The sequence below is a fragment of the Burkholderia sp. B21-005 genome (genome assembly GCF_020843965.1).
In the GTDB taxonomy this organism is placed as follows: Bacteria; Pseudomonadota; Gammaproteobacteria; order Burkholderiales; family Burkholderiaceae; genus Burkholderia; species Burkholderia ambifaria.
In genome coordinates this window covers 1,514,619-1,534,267 of the sequence record NZ_CP086302.1, presented here as the reverse complement: position 1 = coordinate 1,534,267, position 19,649 = coordinate 1,514,619, and the positions used below count along the sequence as shown (strand labels likewise).

The window sequence follows — 19,649 nt, the reverse complement described above, 5'->3', positions numbered from 1 at the left end:
ACGGTCCCCGTTTAGGCGGTTTCGCGATGAAGGGCGGCGCCGGTGCGCGGCGGGCCGCCACGGCGCGCGTCGTAACGGACGACGAGATCACGCGCGGGCCCCGCTTCGAGCCGCTGCCCGAGCCACGCCGCACGACCGAGGCCGTGCGGCGCGCCGAGCGCGATCGGCGGCACCGCGTCGGCCGCCAGTTCGAGCTGCACGTCCCAGTCGAACTCGATGCCGACGTATTCGCGCACCCAGTGCGCGAGCTGCCGCGCGTGCGGGCCGCCCGGCAGGAAGCGCCGGTACGCGTCGAGGGACAGCGGCCCGAGCACGATCCGGAAATGCGATTGCGCATCGCGCACCGCGATGCCGAGCGCAACGCCGCCGACGCGCAGGGTTGGCCGCGTCGCGCGGATTACGCAGCGCTGCGAGCGCTCGATGGCGACCCAGCGCGGCACATGCTCGACGATGCGCGCGTCGACACCGAAATGGCGCCGCAGGATCTGCACGAGCCCCTCCGGGTTGCGCGTGTGCCGGACGAGATGACTCGCATGGAAATAGAGCGCATGCGGCGCGAGCGTGTCGGCATCCGTGGGTCCGGCATCGGCCCGCGCCGGTCCGTCGCCATGCGCGGCGCGCCCGACCAGGCTCGCGACATACGCGTCGAATCGCGCCCGCCCCGGGCGATCGAGGCTCACCGTCGGCTGCGCGTCGGCCCATGCCCGGTAGAACAGCAGGATCAGCCGGTGATGGAACAGGTCCGCGAATGCGGTGAAGGTCGGGTCGTCGTGCTGGGCCGCGCGCTCGTGTGCGTATTCGGTCAGGTGGGTCGGCAGCGGTCCGTTGGGCCCGAACAACCCGAAACCGTGGATCGCGATGCGCGGCCGCGCGGTGCCGCCGCCATCACCGCCATCGTCGGGTACGCCTGCCAGCATCGACGCCGCGAACGCGAGCGACGGCTGCTGCCCGAGCCGCACCGGTTCGTCGCGCGGCCGCGCGGCATGGCCGAGCGGTGCGCGGCCGGCGGACAGCGCGTCGAGCCAGCGCAATGCCTGGAACAGGTCGTAGCCATGCGGCGCGGCGCGCAGCCGCGCCCACCACGCATCGCGGCGTGCGGCTTCGGTGGCCGGCCGAGCGCCGGGCGGCGTGCCGTGTTTCATATCGCGGGCCGCCTGCCGATGCGCGCCGGCCAGTGCGCGAGCATGCCGCGCTGCGCGCTGGTCAGCACGCATTCGGCGAACGCGTTGATCGAGACGTGCCGCGCGAAGAACTGTTCGAGCACGGCGCCGAGCAGGAACGGGCTGTCGCCGGAGAACGCATGGTCGTCGACGGTCACGTCGACCTGCACACCGCGCCCGAACATCAGCGGCCCGAGCGCCGGCAGCCGCCGGAACACGGGGGAGAACGCGACGCGCCGCACGCCGTCGATCTGCCGGCGCATCGCGGCGTTGGCCGGGTCCGCGTGCAGGCCGAGCAGCTCACGCAGCGCATGCGCGCCCTCCTCGTCGTCGAGATCGGTCAGTGTCTGCCGGGCCAGCCCGAGATGGCGGATCAGTCGCCAGGCCGTCTGCGAGTCAGCGATCGGCGGGCGCGGCCGCGACGGGCCGCGAATCGCGACGACGCGCTCGACGGGCGCCGAGATGCGCAGCGTGAACGCGTTCGCATCGCCCGGCGGCAGCAGCAGCGCGAGATCGCGGTTCGTGCACAGCGTGTCGACCGACAGGTAGCGCATCGTCTCGTCGTACGGCGCGCACTGGCTGTCGACGAGCGACACGTAGGTTTCGCTGCCGACGTAACCCGTGCGCGTGCCGTTCGCGCGTGCCTGCGCGGATACCAGCCGAGGCTCGCGCCGCACCGTGTAGTACGCGCCGTAGTTGCCGTCGTCGCTCGAGAACGACGCGTGAAACGGCCGGAATTCGCGCGACTGGCCGTCGTCGCGCTGCTCGCTCGCGAGCCGCTGCACCGCATAGATCTCGTGATCGAGCGGCCGGCTGCGGTCGACGACGACATGATGCTCGCGCGCGCCGGGCTGCACCGGGATGCGATCGCCGCGACGCGCGAACAGGTTCACGGCCGGCGTGCAGTTCAGCGCCAGATGCTGCGCATCGACGGCCGCCTCGAGCGCCGCATCGTGCCGGTCGAACAACACGGTCAGCTCGCAATCGTCGCCGGTGGCGCGCGCAAGCGCGGCGCGCAGCCCGCCGATGCTGAAGAACAGGAAGCGCGCCGGAAACGCGAAATACTCGCGTAACAGCCGATAGCCGTGGAAGCTGCGTCCGTCGTCGGGCAAGATTGCCTGCGCCGGATCGAAACCCTCGTGGACGATCGTATCGGCGTCGAGCGCGTGCAGCCAGCGCGGCGGTTGCCCGGGATCGTGGCAGACGACGCCGAGCGCATGCGCGGCGATCAGTTCGAGCAGGTGCAGCGCGTCGCGCTCGGGGCCCGCGAGATGAAAGGTCAGCCGCTCGAGCGGCAGTTGCGAGAGTTTGGCGCCCCCGCGCGCCTTCAGCCGGATGCGCAACGCACCGCGCGCGTCCTGGCGCGCCGGCACGGCGCCGCGCGGCAGCCACGACGGCGCGCCGGTGACGGCCGCATCGGTCAGTTCGAGCGGCCACAGCGTCAGGTCGTGCGCGGTGCGCAATTCGCACGCGGTCTGCTCGGACGCGGCCGGCCGCGCGCGCAGCGCGGTGCCGGCCGGCAGCCGCCAGCCCTGCGCGAGGCTGCCTTCGTTCAGCATCGGCGCGAACCGCACGATCGCCATCGACGGCAACGGCGCGAGGTAACCCGGATACACGGCATCGAGCAGCGCCTGGGTGAAGCGCGGAAACTCGGCGTCCATCTTCAGTTGCACACGCGCGGTAAGGAAGCTGAAGCCTTCGAGCAATCGTTCGACGTACGGATCGGGCGGCCCCGATTCGTGCAGTCGCAACCGCGCGGCGACCTTCGGGAACTGCTGCGCGAATTCGTCGCCGAGTTCGCGCAGGTAAGCGAGTTCGCGGTTGTAGTAGTCGAGCAGGCGCGTATCCATTGTGTCAGTTTCCCGCTGACGACTGCAGCGACATCGCACCCGTCTCGAGATCGAGGTCGGAGCGCAGCACGAATTCGACCGGATGCGGGATCGACCACAGCGTGCCGCGGATCTCGAACAGCAGCACGTTGTGACGCCGTTCGCCGGCGCGTCCGTCCGATGCATCGGCGATGCTGCGGACCTCGACGCTGTCGGGGGCGATGCGCGGCTCGAAGCGGACAATCGCGTCGCGGATCGACGCCTCGACCGACATCCGCTCGACGCCCGACATCGGCTTGCCGACGAACGGCCGCATCCCGTAGTTGAGCACCGATGCCTGCGCGTGCGCGAACGCGGCCCAGTCGACGAAGCCGTCCTCGGCGTTGCGCGTATTGAGCAGCCACGCGAGATCGCGCAGCACGGCCGCGCGCAGGCGCTCGGCACCGATCCATTGCGTGCCGGGCAGATCGGTCGTGCGCTGCGGCGCGTCGTCGGTCAGCCGGTCGAGCAGTGCGGGTTGCAGCCGGTCGCGCATGCCGCCGTGCCGGCCGTCGCGGGCATTCGGGTCGTCCATCGTCATCGCTCCGCGGTCACATCTCGGTGTTTTCCTTGATGTTCCAGCCGACCGACACCTCGGCGCCCTTGCCGCCATTGTCGTTCTGCTGCCAGTACTGCTTCTTCACCTTCGCGGCCTGGAAGCCGTAGTGCATCATCAGCCGGTCAGCCGCGTCGCCGGGGTCGATGCCCGCGACCTGCGCGGACGTGACGAGCACCTCCTGCAGCGTCACGCGCATGAACTCGATCTGCGAGCCGCCGGTCTTGCACGCGGAGATCTCGACCTTCGGCAAGTGCTTGCCGCTCGCGCAGTTCTTGATGATCGCGGGCGCGCCCTTGTCCATGTATGCGGCCACGACGAGATCGTTGAAGCTCGCCTTGCCCGCATTGCCGCCGCTGCCGCTCGCCATCGCGCCCGGCTGGCTCGCGCCCCACGTGAACGATTCGATGTCGGTCCAGCCCTTGTGCTGCGCGTCCGCCGATTCGCCGGTCACGCCGTCCACCTTCATAAACATTGCCACGCCCATTGCCGTCTCCGTTTCGGTGCGAAATCAGGTTGAATGCCGGGTTGAATGCCCGTTGCCGCTCATTCGTTCGCCGCCTTCGCGGTCGGGAGTCGCGAAATCAGCCGCAGCGACACGGTGAGCCCTTCGAGCTGGTAGTGCGGCCTCAGGAAAAACTTCGACGTGTAGTAGCCGGGGTTGTCCTCGACCTCGTCGACGACCACCTGCGCGGCCGCCAGCGGCTTGCGCGCCTTGGTTTCCTGCGATGAATTCACGGGGTCGCCGTCGACGTAGTTCATGATCCAGTCGTTGAGCCAGCGCTCCATGTCGTCGCGTTCGCGGAACGAGCCGATCTTGTCGCGCACGATGCACTTCAGGTAGTGCGCGAACCGGCAGCACGCGAACAGGTAAGGCAGGCGGCCGGACAGCCGCGCGTTCGCGGTCGCGTCGGGGTCGTGATACTCGGCCGGCTGGTACAGCGACTGCGCGCCGATGAACGCCGCGAAATCCGAGTTCTTCCGGTGCACGAACGGCATGAAGCCGTTCTTCGCCAGCTCGGCCTCGCGGCGGTCGCTGATCGCGATCTCGGTCGGGCATTTCTGGTCGACGCCGCCGTCGTCGGTCGGGAACGTATGGCTTGGCAGCCCTTCCACCGCCCCGCCCGACTCGACGCCGCGGATCGACGAGCACCAGCCGAACTGCTTGAACGAACGGTTGATGTTGGCGGCCATCGCGTAAGCCGAATTCGCCCACGTGTAGCGGTCGTGATTCGCGGCGTCGGTGTCTTCCTCGAAGTCGAATTCGTCGACCGGATTGGTGCGCGCGCCATACGGCAGCCGCGCGAGAAAACGCGGCATCGCGAGGCCGACGTAGCGGGAATCCTCCGACTGCCGCAGGCTGCGCCACGCCGCGTATTCGGTGTTCTGGAAGATCTTGGTCAGGTCGCGCGGGTTCGACAGCTCCTGCCACGAATCCATCTGCATCAGCTCCGGCGACGCGCCCGCGATGAACGGCGCGTGCGCGGCCGCCGCGATCTTCGACAGCTCGCCGAGCATCTCGACATCCGGCGGGCTGTGATTGAAGTAGAAGTCGCCGACGAGGCAGCCGAACGGCTCGCCGCCGAACTGCCCGTATTCCTCCTCGTAGATCTTGCGGAACAGCGGGCTCTGGTCCCACGCGACGCCCTTGTAGCGCTTGAGCATCCGCCCGACCTCGTTGCGCGACGCCGGCAAGGCCTTGATCTTCAGCAACTCGTCGGTCTCGGTGTGCGTGACGAGGTAATGCAGGCCGCGCCACGCGCCTTCGAGCGCCTGGAATTCGTCGTGATGCAGGATCTGGTTGATCTGCTCGGACAGCTTCCGGTCGATCTCCGCGATGATCTGCTTCACGCTGCCGTAGGCGTCGGTCGTCATGCCGACCGTATGTTCGAGCGCCTGCTGCGCGAGCGTGCGCACCGCGCGCTCGACCGACTCGCGCGCCTCGGCGGTCTTCGGCTTGAACTCCTTCTGCAGCAGCGCGGCGAACTCGCCGGGCGCGGCGGACGGTTGCGGGGCGTTGCGTGCGTCGCGGGTATCGGCGCGGGACTGGACAGGGTCATTCATCGCGGGCCTCCGGTTGGGTCGCGGCGCCGCGCGGCGCGTCGGCACCCGGGTCGCGCACGAGCGTCTTCAGCAGGTCGGGATCGTTGATCGCACGCTCGATCAGCTGTTCGGCGCCGTGCTTGCCGTCCATGTACGACAGCAGGTTCGACAGCTCGGTGCGCGCATCCAGCAGCCGGCGCAGCGCGTCGACGTTGCGCGCGATCGCCGCCGGCGAGAAATCGTCGATCTGCTCGAACGTCATGTCGACGCTGAGCATCCCTTCGCCGGTCAGCGTGTTCGGCACCTGGAACGCGACGCGCGGTGCGACCGACTTCATCCGCTCGTCGAAATTGTCGACGTCGATCTCCAGGAACTTGCGCTCCGGCAGGTCCGGCAGCGGTTCGGCGCGCTTGCCGGCCAGGTCCGCGATGACGCCCATCACGAACGGCAACTGCACCTTGCGCTCGGCGCCATAGGTCTCGACGTCGTACTCGATCTGCACGCGCGGCGCCCGATTGCGCGCGATGAACTTCTGTCCGCTGCCTGCCGCCTTGGTTCTGTCCGTCATCGCCCACTCCTTCACATCGATCAGGTTGCGTGTACGTTGCCGCCGCGTGGACGGCGGCCTGCTTCATTCGCTCCGCTCGCCGCTCAGCAGGTCCAGCTTCGGCAGACTCTCGGGAGCGAGATCCCGGATGATTTCGTAGAAGTCGAGCGCGAGCAGCCGCTGCGCGCGCCGCAGCAGCAGCGGCGCCGGGTGGCTCGGCTCATGCAATTCGAAATAGCGGCACATCTTGTCGAGGCCGAGCCGCACGTCGTCGCGGCTCGTCACCTCGGCATCGCGCCAGGCCTGTCCGTTGGATAAAACGGCCGGCGCGGATGCGGCTTGCGCGGCGCCGGATGCGGTCGGCGTGGCCGGAATCGAGGCGTCCGGTGCGGACTGCTGTGCCGCTGGCGCCGGCATTGCGTGCGCGATGCGTTGCAACGCCTTCTCCGTATCGCTCGCGTCCGGCGACCATTCGCTGCCGAGCCGGTCCGTCACATGCGCACGGATCGTGTCCAGTGCGCGCAGCGCGGCATGCACCGCATCGATCGGCACGCGGCCGTCGTCGCGTGCGGTCGACAGCGCGGTGATCAGGCCGTCGCGGCTACCTGCCGCCGGGCCGCCCGCTTCGTCGCGACCGTCGAGCACGCGTTCGGCGTCGCGCACGCTCGGACCGCCGTCGAACAGCGGCTGGCGCCGTGCCGTGCGTGCACACTCGTGCGCGCCGACGACATCGGCGAGCGCGTTCATCCGCGGTGTCGGGTCCGGTTCGCCGTCGGCGTCGAGACGCGGATGCAGGTCGTCCCACCAGCGCTGGATCAGGCCCTCCACGACCGCGAGCCCGTCCGCGTAGCCGGGAATGCCGTGCTGCTCGGTCCAGCTGCGCGCGAGATACGCGGCGACGCGCAGGTCCTTCGTCCGCTCGCCCAGCGCCAGTGCAAGGCGTTCGACCGTGCGCCAGTCCGGCGTCTCGGCCGGAATCACCGTGTCGCCGTACTGCTGCTCGGCGCGCGGCGTCGCGCGCTCCTGAAGCTGCAGGAAATCGGCGTCGTATTCGAGGTTCGGGCCGCACGGCGCATCGGGCGCGGCTTCCGCGAGCAGCCGGACGATCAGATCGGCGCGCGGCGTCGCCGCCGGCAGGCCGGGCGACGGCGAGGACAACGCGGCGGCGGCGAGCGCCGCCTGGCTGACGTCATTCGAATGCATAGTCGATGTTGACCGGTTTGCTGCCGAAGTCGATCGCCACGGTGCGGCGCAACGGCGGCAGCGAGCCGTTGCGGATCTCGATCTGATAGACGCCCGGTGTCAGCGACACCGAGCGCAGCGGCGGGCTCGCGCCGCGCCGTGCGCCGTTCACGTACACGTCGCCCCACGGGCGGACGTTGAAGCGCACCTGGACGGTTTCCTGCTTCGGCTGACGCTGCTCGACGGTGGCCGGCGCGCTGACCGCGGCGACGGCCATGTCGGCTTCCGACGGCGACGCCCGCGCCGGAACGGACGCGTGGGCGGACGGCGATGCGGCGGCCTCCGACGGCGGCACGTTGACGACGCGCTCCGATGCGTCGAGGCTGCCGGCCGGCGCGATCGTCAAACCCGAACCGGAGCGCGGCGGCGTGGCGCCGGCGACGTCCGTGGCGGCCGTCGCGACCGGCGGCGCGGGAACCGTGGCCGCGTCGGCGGGTGCGCTGGCCGGCGCGGCGGCCAGCGCCGGCAGCGGCACCTGTGCGGACGAGCCGGCCGGCAGGCTCGACGGCGGCACGACGATCGGCGTAGGACCGCGCTGCGTGACCATCGCATCCGGCGCGCTGGCCGAGGAAGCCGTGTTGGCCAGCGGCGCGCTCGCACCGGCTTCGGCTTCGCCGGCGATCCGCGCCGGGCGCGACAGATACGTTGCGGCAATGCCGACTGCGATCAGCGCGACCAGCGCGGCACCCACGTAGGCCGGCACGCGCCGGTTGCCCGCCGTGATGAACGCCAGGCGACGCGGGGCGCGGGGGGGTGGCGATGCGCGTGACGAGGACGCGGATGTCGCAGCACCAGCAGCACCAGCAGCACCAGCAGCACCAGCAGCACCAGCAGCACCAGCAGCACCAGCAGCACCAGCAGCACCAGCAGCACCAGCAGCACCAGCAATCGGCTCTGCCGTTCCGTTCAGGTTCCCGGTAGCCGTCGCACCGTGCTGCCCGATGTCCGCCGCGGCGCTTGCCGATCGCGTGCCGGCGTCGTCACGCGCTTCAGTCGTCGGCGCCGCGGGGGCGGCCTGCTGGATGTCCTCCGCGCGCTGGCCATCGCCTTCACGCCCTTCGGGGCGCTCCGTTTTCCCGGACGGCGACGATGCTTGCAATCCGGATGGCGAGACCACCGGTGGCGCAACGGCCGCGCCATACGAACGGTCGCCATCCCACAACCCGAGTTCGGCCGCGAACGCCGCGACCGACTCCGGCCGGTCCGGAATCCGCAGCTGCAGCGCATGATCGACCGCCGCGAGGAATGCCGGGCTGTACACCTCGCCGGCCGGCAACTCGCGCGATGCGAGCGGCCGGTACGTGTCCTTGATGCTGCGCACGACGGCCGCTGGCGGCAATTCGCCGGTGATCATCGCGTGCATCACTGCGCCGAGCGCATAGAGATCGGTCCACGGCCCCTGGCTGAACGCGGGATCGTCGGTGTACTGCTCGATCGGCGCGTAGCCGGGCTTGATCATCATCGCGCCGTCGTCGACGAGATCGCCGATCCGTTTGCGCGCCGCGCCGAAGTCGAGCAGGATCGCGCTGCCGTTCGGGCGGATCAGCACGTTGTCGAGCGCGACGTCGCGATGGAAGCACTGCGCGCGATGCAGCGTGTCGAGTGCGCCGAGCAGCGCGCCGACGATGTTGCGCAATTGCGTCTCGCTCATGCGCATGCCGCCGTCGAGCAGCTGCTTGAGCGTGCGCCCTTCGTAGAAGGGCATCACCATGTACGCGGTGCCGTGGCTCTCCCAGAAGTGGAGCACCTTGACGAGCCCAGGGTGGTCGAATTGCGCGAGCAGGCGCGCCTCGTTGAGGAACGCGCCGCGTCCCGCGTCGAACGCCTGGGCGAACCGCTCGGAGCGCAGCGACACCGTGTAGTCGCCGCCGCGCGTCGCGAGCATCGACGGCATGTATTCCTTGATCGCGACTGCGCGCCGCAACGTGCGGTCGAACGCGCGATAGACGATGCCGAAACCGCCGATGCCCAGCACCTCGTCGAGCTGCAGCTCGCCCAGGCGATGACCGAGCGGCAGCGGCCGCACCGTGAATTCGGGCGCGTCGCCGCGGGTTGCCGTGTCGTGCTCGTTGTCTCTCGTCGATGGGTCCTTCATGTCTACCTCGCGATACCGCATCCGTGTTGCCTGCGTTGCCCGCCGCCGGCCGTCGTTCGCTAGCCGCCGAACAGCGTCAGGAACAGCGCGTTGTCGGGTGCGCCCGTATGCGCATGCGTGCGCAGCGGCGAGCCGTCGGCACGATTGGTCCACCAGAAGCTCGTCCCGCCGTGCGGATCGAAATAGCCGGACAGCCCGGGCCATGCCGCGAGGGCCGGCCGGTCCGGCAGCGTCGCCGGGATCCCGTCGACGCCTTCGGCAGGCAGCTCGCCGCCCGGCGCGAGCCGCACGCGGTCGAGCGTCTGCTCGAGATCGTCCGGCGCGCGGGCATGCCGGATCGCGTCGAGCAGTGCATGGCCGATCTGCCAGTAGAACGCGTCGGCCGCGTCCGGCAGCCCGTTCCAGTCATCGGCCGCCGGCATCGGCAGCGTGACGATCACCGGGTAGTAACGCCCGACGCGATCGCAGCTCGGCGCGAGACAGCCTGCCTGCACGCACGACGCGCCGGCGCCCGCCGGCACCAGGAAATTCCAGACCGGCGCGACCGTGTAGTGGCGCGCGAACTCCTCCGGGCCGCGCTGGCGCATCGCGGCCATCCCCTGCTGAAGCCAGCGTTCCCACCACAGCGCGAGCGCATGCGGCAGCCGGCTGTTCACGAAGTCGCCGGCGCCGGGAATCTTTCCGTACCAGGCCGGTGCGTCGCCATCGGCGCGCGTGAGCGGCGGGATGCGACTCATTGCTTCGGAGGGCATGTAAAGGACTCCATCTGGGGCAGCCTGAACGGGTTGCGGACGCTGCCCGCGTTCACTTGCAGCACGAGCGGTTTGCCGTCGACGGTGAAGCGCGCGACCATCTGGTCCGAGCCGCGTCCAGCCGACACGGCCGCGCGGTCGAACAGCCGGTGCAGTGCCCACGGGCCGCCGGTCGTGAAGCCGTCGGTCGCGCCGGCCTGCCCCGACACCTGCAGCCGCACCTGACTGCTGCCGCGCGGGCCCGGCCAGTCCACCGCGCTCTGCACGAGCGGGCCGTGCGCATAGCGGACGATCTGACCGTCGACGTCGAGCACCATCTCCGTGATCGACGGATCCATTTCGAGCGGCTGGACCTGCACCTTCAGTTGCGCGGTGCGCGCGCCGCCGCCGAAATAGACGTCGCGGATCACCGCGGCCTTCTCGAACGACGAAAGCATCGCGGCCGCCGCCGGATCGGCGTCCGCGTTGCGGTTCGCGAAACGCCACGGGTGCGACGTCGTATCGACGATCGACTGCAGGTTCTTCTGGAAGAAATCGTCCATCAGGCCGCCCGGCGCGAACATCTGCGCGAAGTCCGCCGGCGCGACGTCGCGCGACGATCCGCGCGCGAACGGATAGCGGCCCGCGATCGCCTGCCGGCAGAAATCGCCAACGTTCGCGCCGGCCCGGGTCGTGACGCTGCGCTGCTCGACGGTCGCGACGCTGCCGTTCGCGACGTTCGACAGATCGTCGAGCACCTCGCGGAACGGCGTCGGCAGCCGGCCGGCCTGCGCGCGCAGCCGCGCGGGTGCGTCGGACGGCGGCGGCTGCGCGCCGCTCCTCAGCGCATCGTCGGTGGCCGTCAGGTACGTATAAAGCGCGTCGATCGACTTCAGTACCGCATCGAATGCCTGCGCCTGGTCGCCGCTGCCCGGCGCGAACGCACGCAACCCGGCGAAATGACTGTCGACCACCTGCTCTGGGCTCGCGGGCGTCGCCGCGGACGGATTCGCGTCGCTTGCGCCCTGCCCCGCGAAGATCTGCGACAGCGAGCTGCGCGCCTCGTCGACCTTGTCCTGTGCGCGCGACGCGAGATTGCGCGCGCCGCCCGGCGTATCGCCGAGCGCCGTGTCACGCGCCAGCGCGATCATCAGCCGGGTGAGCGGCGAATCCGCCGACGACAGCGCACGCGCGACCTGGATGCTCTGCGCGAGCGTCGCGGTGCGCTGCAGCTTGATGTCGGCGAGATGGTCGTCCCAGATCTTCAGGTAGTCGTTCAGGTACAGCTGGCGGATGTCGCGCGCCCATGCGGCGGCATCGTTCGGTCCGGGAATCTCGGACAGCCCGAGGTTCAGCACCCACACCTCCTCGCGCCCGTACGCGTCGACCTCGCCGGCAACGCGCGGCGAGAACACGTTGCGATAGCCGTTGCGCGTATACAGGCCCGGCACGCCTTCCGACAGCGGCTTGCCGCTCTGGCGGCGGAACACCAGCGATGCGTCGGGCCCGACCGCGCGCGCGACGCTGAAATCGAACGCGGAAGTCGCCGGCCGCAGCGTGCGCGTGAGCTGGCGGTACAGCCGCTGCGAGAACGGCACCTGGCGCAGCCGGTCGCGCACGTCGGCCACGAGCCGCTCGTTCATCGGATACGGCGACACGGCCACCCGGTTGCCGAACAACGCCGCGAGATGCGCGCGCAGCGCCGAGCGTTCGGCCGGCGAGAAATCGGGCGGCAACGCGCGCTCCATTTCCAGGTCGACGACGGCCTGCACGAACGCGGGATCATAGTGCGCGCTGTCGTACAGCATCAGATAGGCCTTCAGCGCCGCATACGCGTAGTCGGTTTCGTCGGGCCGTGCATCGCTCAGCGCGGCCTCCATCCGGCGCGCGGCGATCGGCAGCAGCACGTCGTCGAGTGCGCGACGGTACACGGCGTCGACGGCCTCGTCGATTTTCTCGCCCTGAAAGAGCCCCCAGCGGTACGCGAGCGGCGGATGCGACCGGTCGACGCCGCCGGCATTCGCGAGCCCGCCGAGCGCATCGAGCACCGGCAGCAGCCGCGCGATGTCGGCCGCATCCGAGAACTTCGCCCCGACGATCTGCGCATCGACGGCGGGCACGCGCTGCGCGATCCGATCGAGATACGCGCGATTGTTCGAGTAGCTGCGCAGCCACGCGGCCAGCACGACCACGCTCACGATCGCGAGCAGCGCGTAGCCGGCGATCTGCAGCACGCGGCGCTTCTGATGCCAGCGCAGGTCGCTGCCGGCGAGCGCGGCTTCGCGGAAGATATGCTCCTGCAGCAGCGACTTCAAAAAGAAGCTGCGACCGGTCGAGCCGACCTGGGCAACGGGCGGCACGCCGTCGATCTTCAGGAAGCGCTTGATGCCGCTCATCACGCGGTCGAACGCGGTGCCCTCCTGTGTGCCGCTCGTCAGGTACACGCCGCGCAGCATCGGCATCGGCTCGAAGCTCGACACGGAAAACACCTCGGCGACGAACTGGCCGAGCATGTCCTGCAGGTCGGCGACCTGCTGCGGCAGCAGGTACGCCATCTCTCGCTGACGCGCATCCGTCTGCGTCGCGAGCAGCTCGGGCAGCCCGTCGTTCAGCCGCTGGTGCAGCAGCCGGTATTCGCGGTCGAATGCGGCGCGCAGGTCGAAGCCCGGCGCCTCGCTCTGCGCGAGCGGAAACGTGAAGCCCCACACCTGCGCGCATTCCGCGCGGCCGAAGGTGCCGAAATACTCGGCGAAGCCGGCCAGCAGGTCGGCCTTCGTCACGAGCAGGTAGACGGGAAACCGGATGCCGAGCTGGGCGCGCAGCTCGAGCAACCGCTTGCGCAGCACCATCGCGTGCTGCGTGCGCTCGGCCTCCGACGCACCGACCAGGTCGGCGACGCTGATCGTCAGCATCGCGCCGTTCAGCGGCTGGCGCGTGCGGTACTTCTTCAGCAGCTCGACGAAGCCCTTCCACTCGGCTTCGTCGAGTGCGCGGTTGCCCTCGTGCGTCGTATAGCGGCCGGCCGTATCGATCAGCACGGCGTCGTTCGTGAACCACCAGTCGCAGTGCCGGGTGCCGCCCACGCCGCGAATCGCCGCGCGGCCGAACTGCTCGGCGAGCGGAAAACTGAGCCCGGAATTGACCAGCGCGGTCGTCTTGCCCGAGCCCGGTGCGCCGATGAACACGTACCACGGCAGCTGGTACAGATACTGGCGCGACATCCGGTCGAACCAGCGCGCCAGCCCCTTGCGCGCGGTGTCCGCCTGGCCGAAGCGGACTTTCTTCAGCAGCGTCGCGGCCTCGTCGAAGCGGCTGCGTAGCTCGTCGAGCTGGGCCTTGGCCGGATCGTCGGCGGTGGCCGGCCCGGGCGCGGCTTCGCGCAGCTGGTTCAGCAACTGCGCGTTAAGGCGGCTTGCGTGCCAGCTGCGCCAAGCCACGCGTGCGCCCCACGCGACGAACAGCACCACGATCGTCACCGCGCGCGCCCCGCCACTCTCGAGCGGCCGGACCTCGGCGAACGCGAACAGCGGCCCGGCAAGCCACACGAAGCACGCGAGCACGACCAGACCGGCAAAGGTCCAGATCTCCCGCGACGGCAACGGCCGGACGAAACGCGCGACAGCCTGGTTCATGTCAGTTGGCCCCCTTCGTCGCGCTCGCGCCGACGGCGGCGCTGCCGGGCGCCGGCAGCAGCGTGATCTCGACGCGCCGATTCAGCGCGCGGCTCTCGGGCGTATCGTTCGGCGCGACCGGGTCGAGCGTGCCGCGCCCTTCGGCCGCGAGCCGCTCCGGATGATCGAGGCGCCCGGCGATCATGCTGCGCACGGCCTCGGCACGTTCGCGCGACAGGTCCCAGTTCGACGCGAAACGTGCCGTGTGCACCGGCGTGTCGTCGGTATAGCCGGTCACGCGCACGTTGCCGGGAACCTGGTTCAGCGCATCCGCGACCCGCGCCAGCACCGGCGCGTAACGGTCGATCACCAACGTCGAACCTGACTTGAACAACCCATCGCCGCGTAGCACGATCACGCTGCGATCGGCGTCGTCGCGCACCGACACGAGGCCGGCCGCGATCTCGGGGGCCAGGAACTTCGCGACCCGTGGCACCGGCGCCGGGCGCGGCGGCGCCTGCGCGGGCTGCAGCCTCGGCACGTGCAGCGCGTCGATCGACGCGAACAGCCGGTCCGAATTCCCGGCCAGCGCGAGGCGCAGCCCGACGAACACGCCGAAGCCGACCAGCAGCGCGAGCGCCACGCAGACCCACAGCGGCACGGCGAAGCGGCGCGACACGTCGCGGGTGACGACGTCGCGCCAGTGCGGTGACAGCGCGGGATCGAATTCGCCGCGCACCGAACGGATCGTGTGGGCCAGTTGCCAGCGCAGCGCGTCGAGCTCCGCATGGCCGTTGTCGAGCACGCGATAGCGGCCCTCGAAACCGAGCGCGAGACAGAAATACAGCAGCTCCAGCAGATCGAGGTGCTGACGCGGTTGCTGCGACAGCCGTTCGAGCAGGTGGAAGAACTTCTCGCCACCCCAGGTTTCGTTGTGGAACGACACGAGCAGGCTGTGCGACGACCACACGCTGCCGCCCCACGGCGTCAGCGCGGCCGCTTCGTCGAGCGCCGTGCACAGGCAGTAGCGCGCGCCGATGATCGCCTCCGACGGCACACCGGCTTCCTGCGCGCGCGCCTCGAACTGGCGGATCTCGACGACGAGATGCTCGCGCAGCCACGCCGGATTCGGATGATGGACGGTCGAACGGATCTGCGGCACGAGATTGAGCAGCGGATTCGCGGCCGCGACAAGCGGGTTCGTGCCGCTCGCGGCCCAGCGGCCGGGGCGCGGTTGCGTGGCCGTCGGGCCGGCCGCAGCGGACGCCGCGGCCGGATGCATGCCGCCCGGATTCGGCGGCACGAATCCGCCTGCGCCGGCGGAGATCGAATCGGAGGAAGAATTCATCGCGCTGTTCCGCCCTCACCCGCGTATCGCCCAGAACTCCATCGAGAGCCCGGGGAATTCGCCTGCGAAATGAAATGCCAGACCGCCGGAGCGCGCCAGTTGCTTCCACAGGTCGCTGCCCTTGTCGATCTCGAAGTACGTATGGCCCGCGTGATACGGGATCTGCCGCGGCGCAACCGGCAACTGGCGCATCGTGATGCCCGGCAGCTGCAACTGCACGAGATCGCGGATCCGCTCGACGGGCCCGAGCTTCGCCTGCGCGGGAAACCGCGCGCGCAGGCTGTCGGCCGGTATGTCGGCGCGCACCGCGAGCACGAAACCGGCCGTGTCGCGCAGCGCGGGATCGGCGAGCGTCGCGACCCGGATGCCGTTGCCCGCGTCGCGCAGCTCGATCTGGATCGCGTTCTGCTCCAGCACCGTCGACAACGACCGGCGCAGCTCCGTCATCAGTTCGGCGAAGCTCGTGCGCAGGTCGTCGTGCACGTAGACCGCGAGCGATTGCGGGCGCCGGCCGGCCGCCGTGAAGGTGCTGAGGTCGCACGCAAGCTTCAGCCAGTCGCGGAACAGCGCCTCCGGATGCGTCGCGATGTCCTGCTGCGCGTGCCAGGTCAGCGCCAGATAGCGGTTCACGAGTTGCAGCAGCAGGAAATCCGCGACCTCCGATACGCCGCCGCGCCCCGGTTCCGACAGGCGCTCGGCCAGCGCGTCGCTGCGCTGCGTCAGCAGTCCGTGCAATTCTCGCGTGTACGCGAGCAATGCCGAGTCGCGCTGCGCGACCAGGCGCGGCGGAATGTAGCCGTCGTCGACGAGCAGCCGCGCGTCGGTGCGCCGCTCGACGATCCGCACGACGCCGAGCGCATGCCAGTCGCCGGTCAGCTCGGTATCGAGCATCAGCCGGACGTTCAGGCGCCCCGTTTGCAGCAGCGCGGGGCCGAGCGCGACCGCGTTCGCATCGGCCACTTCGTATTCGCGCACGACGTAGCGGGCGACGTCCGCGTTGCCGCTGCCGCCCGCGTCCACGCCGAACGACACCTCCTCGCCGCCGCCGCGCCACAGCGGCAACGCGAGCACGACGAGCCGGTCCTTCGCATCGGCCGGTACGTCGAGCGGTTCGGGCAGATCGTCCGGATGCGACAGGTCGAACGGCGTACCGTCGCGCATCACGCCCGCCGCCGCACGTAGCGCGACCTTGCCGAGCGCCAGCTGCTCACGGTCGATCTCGAGGGTATCGAAACCCCAGTAGAACCCCTGCAGCGGCAGGCAGCGCAGCGCGACATAGCGTTCCCAGTGCCGTTCGAGTTGCTGGAAATGCTGCGGCCGCAGGAACATCCCTTCGGTCCACACCACCCGCTGGCGCAATGCGGCGACCGGCGTCGCGGACATCGTCGGTTCCGTCATGGGCGCCCCCGCGTCTCATTCAATGCGAGACCGCCGTTCCTGACCGTGATCGACAGCTTCAGCTCGCCGGGCGACGTCTGCCAGAACTTGTATACGTTGAGCTGCCTGGCGCGCGGCAGCGGCACCGTCAGGCGCCAGCGGTTCCTGTCGAGCATGCGGTACTCGGCGATCACGCCGATCGCACCGGCCTCGACATTGCCGCGGTAGTGCAGCGTGCGCGACTCGCCCGGCCGCAGGATCACGCGGTCGGTGCCGAGCAGGTCTGCGCCGAGGATGTTCTCGGGCTTGTCCTGGAGCGAGAAAAAGTCGGCGCCATCGAACGCAGACGCCGCGCGCAGTTGGAACACCTTCAACACGATCGGCGACGGCTTGCGATTGAGATCGGGGTTGACGTCGGGCGCCACGTCGACCGTGATCGCATACGGCACCGCGGCGGCACGCTCGGTGGCGCCGCATCCGGGCAACAGCAATGCACATCCCAATACGATGAACCCGCTGGACCGCCGACGCATATTTCACCCTCGCAGCGCAATAATTCCCCCGCCGATTTACATAAGCGAAATCGGAGCTCCGGATTAAAAAGGGACAATTAATTGACCGGTAACTATGTGGCTTGCATATCCTTCAATTTAAATTTCATGCGGCAATTTATTCTGGCAAGAAGCCGGGTCAAATCGCCAATTACGAGCCTGGATCGAAGTTGGGGAGATGACGATGAATTGAATTGATTTCGGTCATTTCGAGAAGACGTGTTAATCCGACCGGTTCGCCGCGGCGGCCCGGTTCTATTGCATGGACACTTGCTGATGGACGCTGAACCCAAGCCTGCCGGCCGTCGGCGGTGGGCGGTCCCGCCCCGTGGGTTGTGCCAGGCTGTTTGCATTGCCCGAACGGACGGCCCGTTTTTCCGGCCATTGACGGGTGGCGGGCAAACAACTGACGAATCCAAAAAGCATAGCGAACTATAGAATCGATTTTATGGATTAACAAGTCAAAAACCGGGAATGGATTTGAGTGGTAACTCGAACGCAATTTTCCAATTGAAACAAAACGTAACGGCGGTATCGGTCGGCATGATTGGCACTAGAATCCAACAGCGCTTGTGCGACACCTTCCAATTACGCAAGTATTTCATTCCAAAATGAAAGGCCGTTCATCGATCGTGATTTTTCTCGGCGGCGCCTTGTTGCTGGGAATCGGCGCGTGCAGCACGTCCCCCACGCAGTCTGCGGCGCGCGCCGCGGTCGACAGCGCGCGTGTGGCCTATGGTGCGGGCGACTACGGGCGGACGATCGCGATCCTGAGCCGGGCGAAGGAGATCGACGGCGCCGACACCGACACGCAGGTCGCCGCGCACAAGCTGCTCGCGTTCAGCTATTGCGTGACGAACCGCATCGCGCAGTGCCGCGCCGAGTTCTCGAAGAGTCTCGACCTCAACCCGCGCTTCGACTTGTCCCCCGCCGAGAAGGGGCATCCGATCTGGGGGCCCGCGTTCGAATCCGCGCGCCGCAGACATGCGGCGTCATCCTGACCGAACCGGTTTCCCCGCGAGCGCTTCACCACCGAGCGACGTATGACATGCAACTGATCGTGATCGAACATGCCGGCGAGCCGGTCGAAAGCGACTCCTACGACGCTGTCGTGTTCCACCCGCCCGGCGGCACCATTGGCCGGGCCACCGACAATCATCTCGTGCTGCGCGACGACAGCCGGCAGATTTCCCGGCTGCAGGCCCTGCTGCAGGTGGGTGACGACGCGTGCCTGCTGAAGAACCTGAGCAGCGTGTCGACCATCGAGGTGAATCGCGAGCCGGTCGGCTATGCACAGGAGCGGCCGCTCAATAGCGGCGACATCATCCGCATCGGGCCGTACGTGCTGCGCGCCGAACGTGACGACGGACATGACGCGCCGGTCGTCGACATGCGCTCCGCTGCCAACGCGAGCGCCGACCCGCGACGTGCGCCGGAGCCTACTGCGCGTGCAACCGGCGAGACGAAAGGCGCCGGCAACCGCTTATGGAGCCTGCTGCAGGATCGCCTCGCCCCGCGCGGCAAGGCGGCGGACGCCGGCAACCGGTCCGGCACGGCGCGCAGGGACGCTGCGCAGCCGGCAAGCCGCACCGCGCCGGCCGCGCCATCGGTGCCGTCGCAGCGCGACCTGAATCAGCTGTCGATCGATCCGCTCGACCTGTTCGCGCAGTCGTCGCCCGATATCGGTCGGCCGGGTTCGGCATCACCGGCCGAACGCGGCCATGCGGATCGCGGCGCGTCGTTCGAGACGCAGGCCGACCACGCGCCCGAGTGGACGCAGCACGTGCGCGTGCAACCGGCGGCAACGCACACCGAGCCACGGCCGGCGGACGAGCCTGCGACGCGGGCGAACCGCGTGCCGACGTCCGATGAATTGCTGAACGCGTTCTTCGAGGGGGCAGGACTCGATACGGCCGCCGAATCGCATCAGTGGTCGGCCGAACAGCTTTACATCGCGGGACAGTTGCTGGCGCTGTTCGCGCACGGCACGGTCGAGCTGCTGTCGTCGCGCAGCATCCTGAAGCGGGAGGTGAAGGCGCACATGACGATGCTGCTCGATCGCGAGAACAATCCGCTGAAGCTGCTGCCGGACGGCGGCGCCGTGCTGCGCCAGATGTTCGGGCTGCCGCTGCCGGGCTTTATGTCGCCGCAGAGCGCGGTCAGCGACGCGTTCCAGGATCTGCACGCGCACCAGATCGGCATGGTCGCCGGCATGCGCGCCGCGCTGATGGACCTGTTGACGCGTTTTTCGCCGCAACGGCTGCGCGAACGTGACGATGCGATGCGCTGGTACGAGAAGCGCGTGCCGGCGCTGTACAAGGCGAGGATGTGGGATCGCTACGCGGCGACCCATCGCGACACGGTGTTCGCGATCGAAGACGATTTCGCGTCGGTGTTCGGCAAGGCGTTTCTGGCGGCATACGACGCGGAAGTGGAAAGCTATCGCGGCAGCAGCCGGCATTGAGCGGCGGGCGCCGTATGTCCCGTGCTCGACGGGACCGACCGCCATTGCCGGGCAAA

15 protein-coding genes are annotated in these 19,649 nt (G+C 69.1%); 2 read left to right on the top strand and 13 right to left on the bottom strand.

Annotated features, from left to right (window positions below):
- Positions 1-11 precede the first annotated feature (11 nt).
- The 13 genes from tssG to tssJ all read right to left on the bottom strand — a co-directional run bounded on the left by tssG (position 12) and on the right by tssJ (position 17,111).
- Positions 12-1,142, bottom strand: coding sequence for a type VI secretion system baseplate subunit TssG (gene tssG / locus LMA02_RS23190; protein ID WP_228909968.1), 1,131 nt, complete (start codon positions 1,140-1,142; stop codon positions 12-14).
- Positions 1,139-3,010: a type VI secretion system baseplate subunit TssF gene (gene tssF, locus LMA02_RS23185; protein WP_228909967.1), complete on the bottom strand. Its 1,872-nt coding sequence runs from the start codon at positions 3,008-3,010 to the stop codon at positions 1,139-1,141. Before tssF ends, tssG begins: the two co-directional genes overlap by 4 nt.
- 4 nt (positions 3,011-3,014) lie before the next feature.
- A complete protein-coding gene (tssE, locus tag LMA02_RS23180; RefSeq protein ID WP_228909966.1) occupies positions 3,015-3,563 on the bottom strand; it encodes a type VI secretion system baseplate subunit TssE in 549 nt (182 codons plus the stop codon).
- Positions 3,564-3,579: 16 nt separating this feature from the next.
- Positions 3,580-4,071 (bottom strand): Hcp family type VI secretion system effector, encoded by a 492-nt coding sequence (locus LMA02_RS23175; RefSeq protein ID WP_057927224.1) that lies wholly within the window; start codon positions 4,069-4,071, stop codon positions 3,580-3,582.
- A 59-nt stretch (positions 4,072-4,130) separates the two neighbouring features.
- Positions 4,131-5,648, bottom strand: coding sequence for a type VI secretion system contractile sheath large subunit (tssC, locus tag LMA02_RS23170; protein WP_228909965.1), 1,518 nt, complete (start codon positions 5,646-5,648; stop codon positions 4,131-4,133).
- Positions 5,641-6,195, bottom strand: a complete 555-nt coding sequence (gene tssB / locus LMA02_RS23165) for a type VI secretion system contractile sheath small subunit (protein ID WP_175659221.1) — start codon at positions 6,193-6,195, stop codon at positions 5,641-5,643. The genes tssC and tssB overlap by 8 nt, the downstream gene beginning before the upstream one ends.
- Positions 6,196-6,258: 63 nt before the next feature.
- Entirely contained in the window at positions 6,259-7,377 is a 1,119-nt protein-coding gene (gene tssA / locus LMA02_RS23160) for a type VI secretion system protein TssA (protein ID WP_228909964.1), read from the bottom strand.
- Positions 7,364-9,511, bottom strand: coding sequence for a serine/threonine protein kinase (locus tag LMA02_RS23155; protein ID WP_228909963.1), 2,148 nt, complete (start codon positions 9,509-9,511; stop codon positions 7,364-7,366). The genes tssA and LMA02_RS23155 overlap by 14 nt, the downstream gene beginning before the upstream one ends.
- A 59-nt stretch (positions 9,512-9,570) precedes the next feature.
- A complete protein-coding gene (tagF, locus tag LMA02_RS23150; protein ID WP_228909962.1) occupies positions 9,571-10,263 on the bottom strand; it encodes a type VI secretion system-associated protein TagF in 693 nt (230 codons plus the stop codon).
- The gene (gene tssM, locus LMA02_RS23145) at positions 10,245-13,874 is read right to left on the bottom strand and encodes a type VI secretion system membrane subunit TssM (RefSeq protein ID WP_228909961.1); all 3,630 of its coding nucleotides are present in this window, start codon (positions 13,872-13,874) and stop codon (positions 10,245-10,247) included. The genes tagF and tssM overlap by 19 nt, the downstream gene beginning before the upstream one ends.
- Position 13,875: 1 nt before the next feature.
- On the bottom strand, positions 13,876-15,201 hold the full coding sequence (locus LMA02_RS23140; protein ID WP_228909960.1) for a DotU family type VI secretion system protein: 1,326 nt from the start codon (positions 15,199-15,201) through the stop codon (positions 13,876-13,878).
- Between the two features lie 15 nt (positions 15,202-15,216).
- Positions 15,217-16,599 (bottom strand): type VI secretion system baseplate subunit TssK, encoded by a 1,383-nt coding sequence (tssK, locus tag LMA02_RS23135; protein ID WP_228909959.1) that lies wholly within the window; start codon positions 16,597-16,599, stop codon positions 15,217-15,219.
- Positions 16,596-17,111, bottom strand: a complete 516-nt coding sequence (gene tssJ / locus LMA02_RS23130; protein WP_228909958.1) for a type VI secretion system lipoprotein TssJ — start codon at positions 17,109-17,111, stop codon at positions 16,596-16,598. Before tssJ ends, tssK begins: the two co-directional genes overlap by 4 nt.
- A 629-nt stretch (positions 17,112-17,740) precedes the next feature.
- On the opposite strand from tssJ, the gene LMA02_RS23125 reads away from it, so the two are divergent.
- Both LMA02_RS23125 and tagH read left to right on the top strand, forming a co-directional pair.
- Complete coding sequence (locus LMA02_RS23125) at positions 17,741-18,130, top strand: TssQ family T6SS-associated lipoprotein (protein ID WP_228909957.1); 390 nt, start codon at positions 17,741-17,743, stop codon at positions 18,128-18,130.
- 47 nt (positions 18,131-18,177) lie between these two features.
- Positions 18,178-19,593, top strand: coding sequence for a type VI secretion system-associated FHA domain protein TagH (gene tagH, locus LMA02_RS23120; protein ID WP_228909956.1), 1,416 nt, complete (start codon positions 18,178-18,180; stop codon positions 19,591-19,593).
- The last annotated feature ends 56 nt before the right edge of the window (positions 19,594-19,649 follow it).

Bases quoted from the DNA above. Each gene is read 5' to 3' on its own strand.
- tssG (WP_228909968.1), bottom strand. From the start codon at position 1,142: ATGAAACACGGCACGCCGCCCGGCGCTCGGCCGGCCACCGAAGCCGCA.
- tssF (WP_228909967.1), bottom strand. From the start codon at position 3,010: ATGGATACGCGCCTGCTCGACTACTACAACCGCGAACTCGCTTACCTG.
- tssE (WP_228909966.1), bottom strand. From the start codon at position 3,563: ATGGACGACCCGAATGCCCGCGACGGCCGGCACGGCGGCATGCGCGAC.
- LMA02_RS23175 (WP_057927224.1), bottom strand. From the start codon at position 4,071: ATGGGCGTGGCAATGTTTATGAAGGTGGACGGCGTGACCGGCGAATCG.
- tssC (WP_228909965.1), bottom strand. From the start codon at position 5,648: ATGAATGACCCTGTCCAGTCCCGCGCCGATACCCGCGACGCACGCAAC.
- tssB (WP_175659221.1), bottom strand. From the start codon at position 6,195: ATGACGGACAGAACCAAGGCGGCAGGCAGCGGACAGAAGTTCATCGCG.
- tssA (WP_228909964.1), bottom strand. From the start codon at position 7,377: ATGCATTCGAATGACGTCAGCCAGGCGGCGCTCGCCGCCGCCGCGTTG.
- LMA02_RS23155 (WP_228909963.1), bottom strand. From the start codon at position 9,511: ATGAAGGACCCATCGACGAGAGACAACGAGCACGACACGGCAACCCGC.
- tagF (WP_228909962.1), bottom strand. From the start codon at position 10,263: ATGCCCTCCGAAGCAATGAGTCGCATCCCGCCGCTCACGCGCGCCGAT.
- tssM (WP_228909961.1), bottom strand. From the start codon at position 13,874: ATGAACCAGGCTGTCGCGCGTTTCGTCCGGCCGTTGCCGTCGCGGGAG.
- LMA02_RS23140 (WP_228909960.1), bottom strand. From the start codon at position 15,201: ATGAATTCTTCCTCCGATTCGATCTCCGCCGGCGCAGGCGGATTCGTG.
- tssK (WP_228909959.1), bottom strand. From the start codon at position 16,599: ATGACGGAACCGACGATGTCCGCGACGCCGGTCGCCGCATTGCGCCAG.
- tssJ (WP_228909958.1), bottom strand. From the start codon at position 17,111: ATGCGTCGGCGGTCCAGCGGGTTCATCGTATTGGGATGTGCATTGCTG.
- LMA02_RS23125 (WP_228909957.1), top strand. From the start codon at position 17,741: ATGAAAGGCCGTTCATCGATCGTGATTTTTCTCGGCGGCGCCTTGTTG.
- tagH (WP_228909956.1), top strand. From the start codon at position 18,178: ATGCAACTGATCGTGATCGAACATGCCGGCGAGCCGGTCGAAAGCGAC.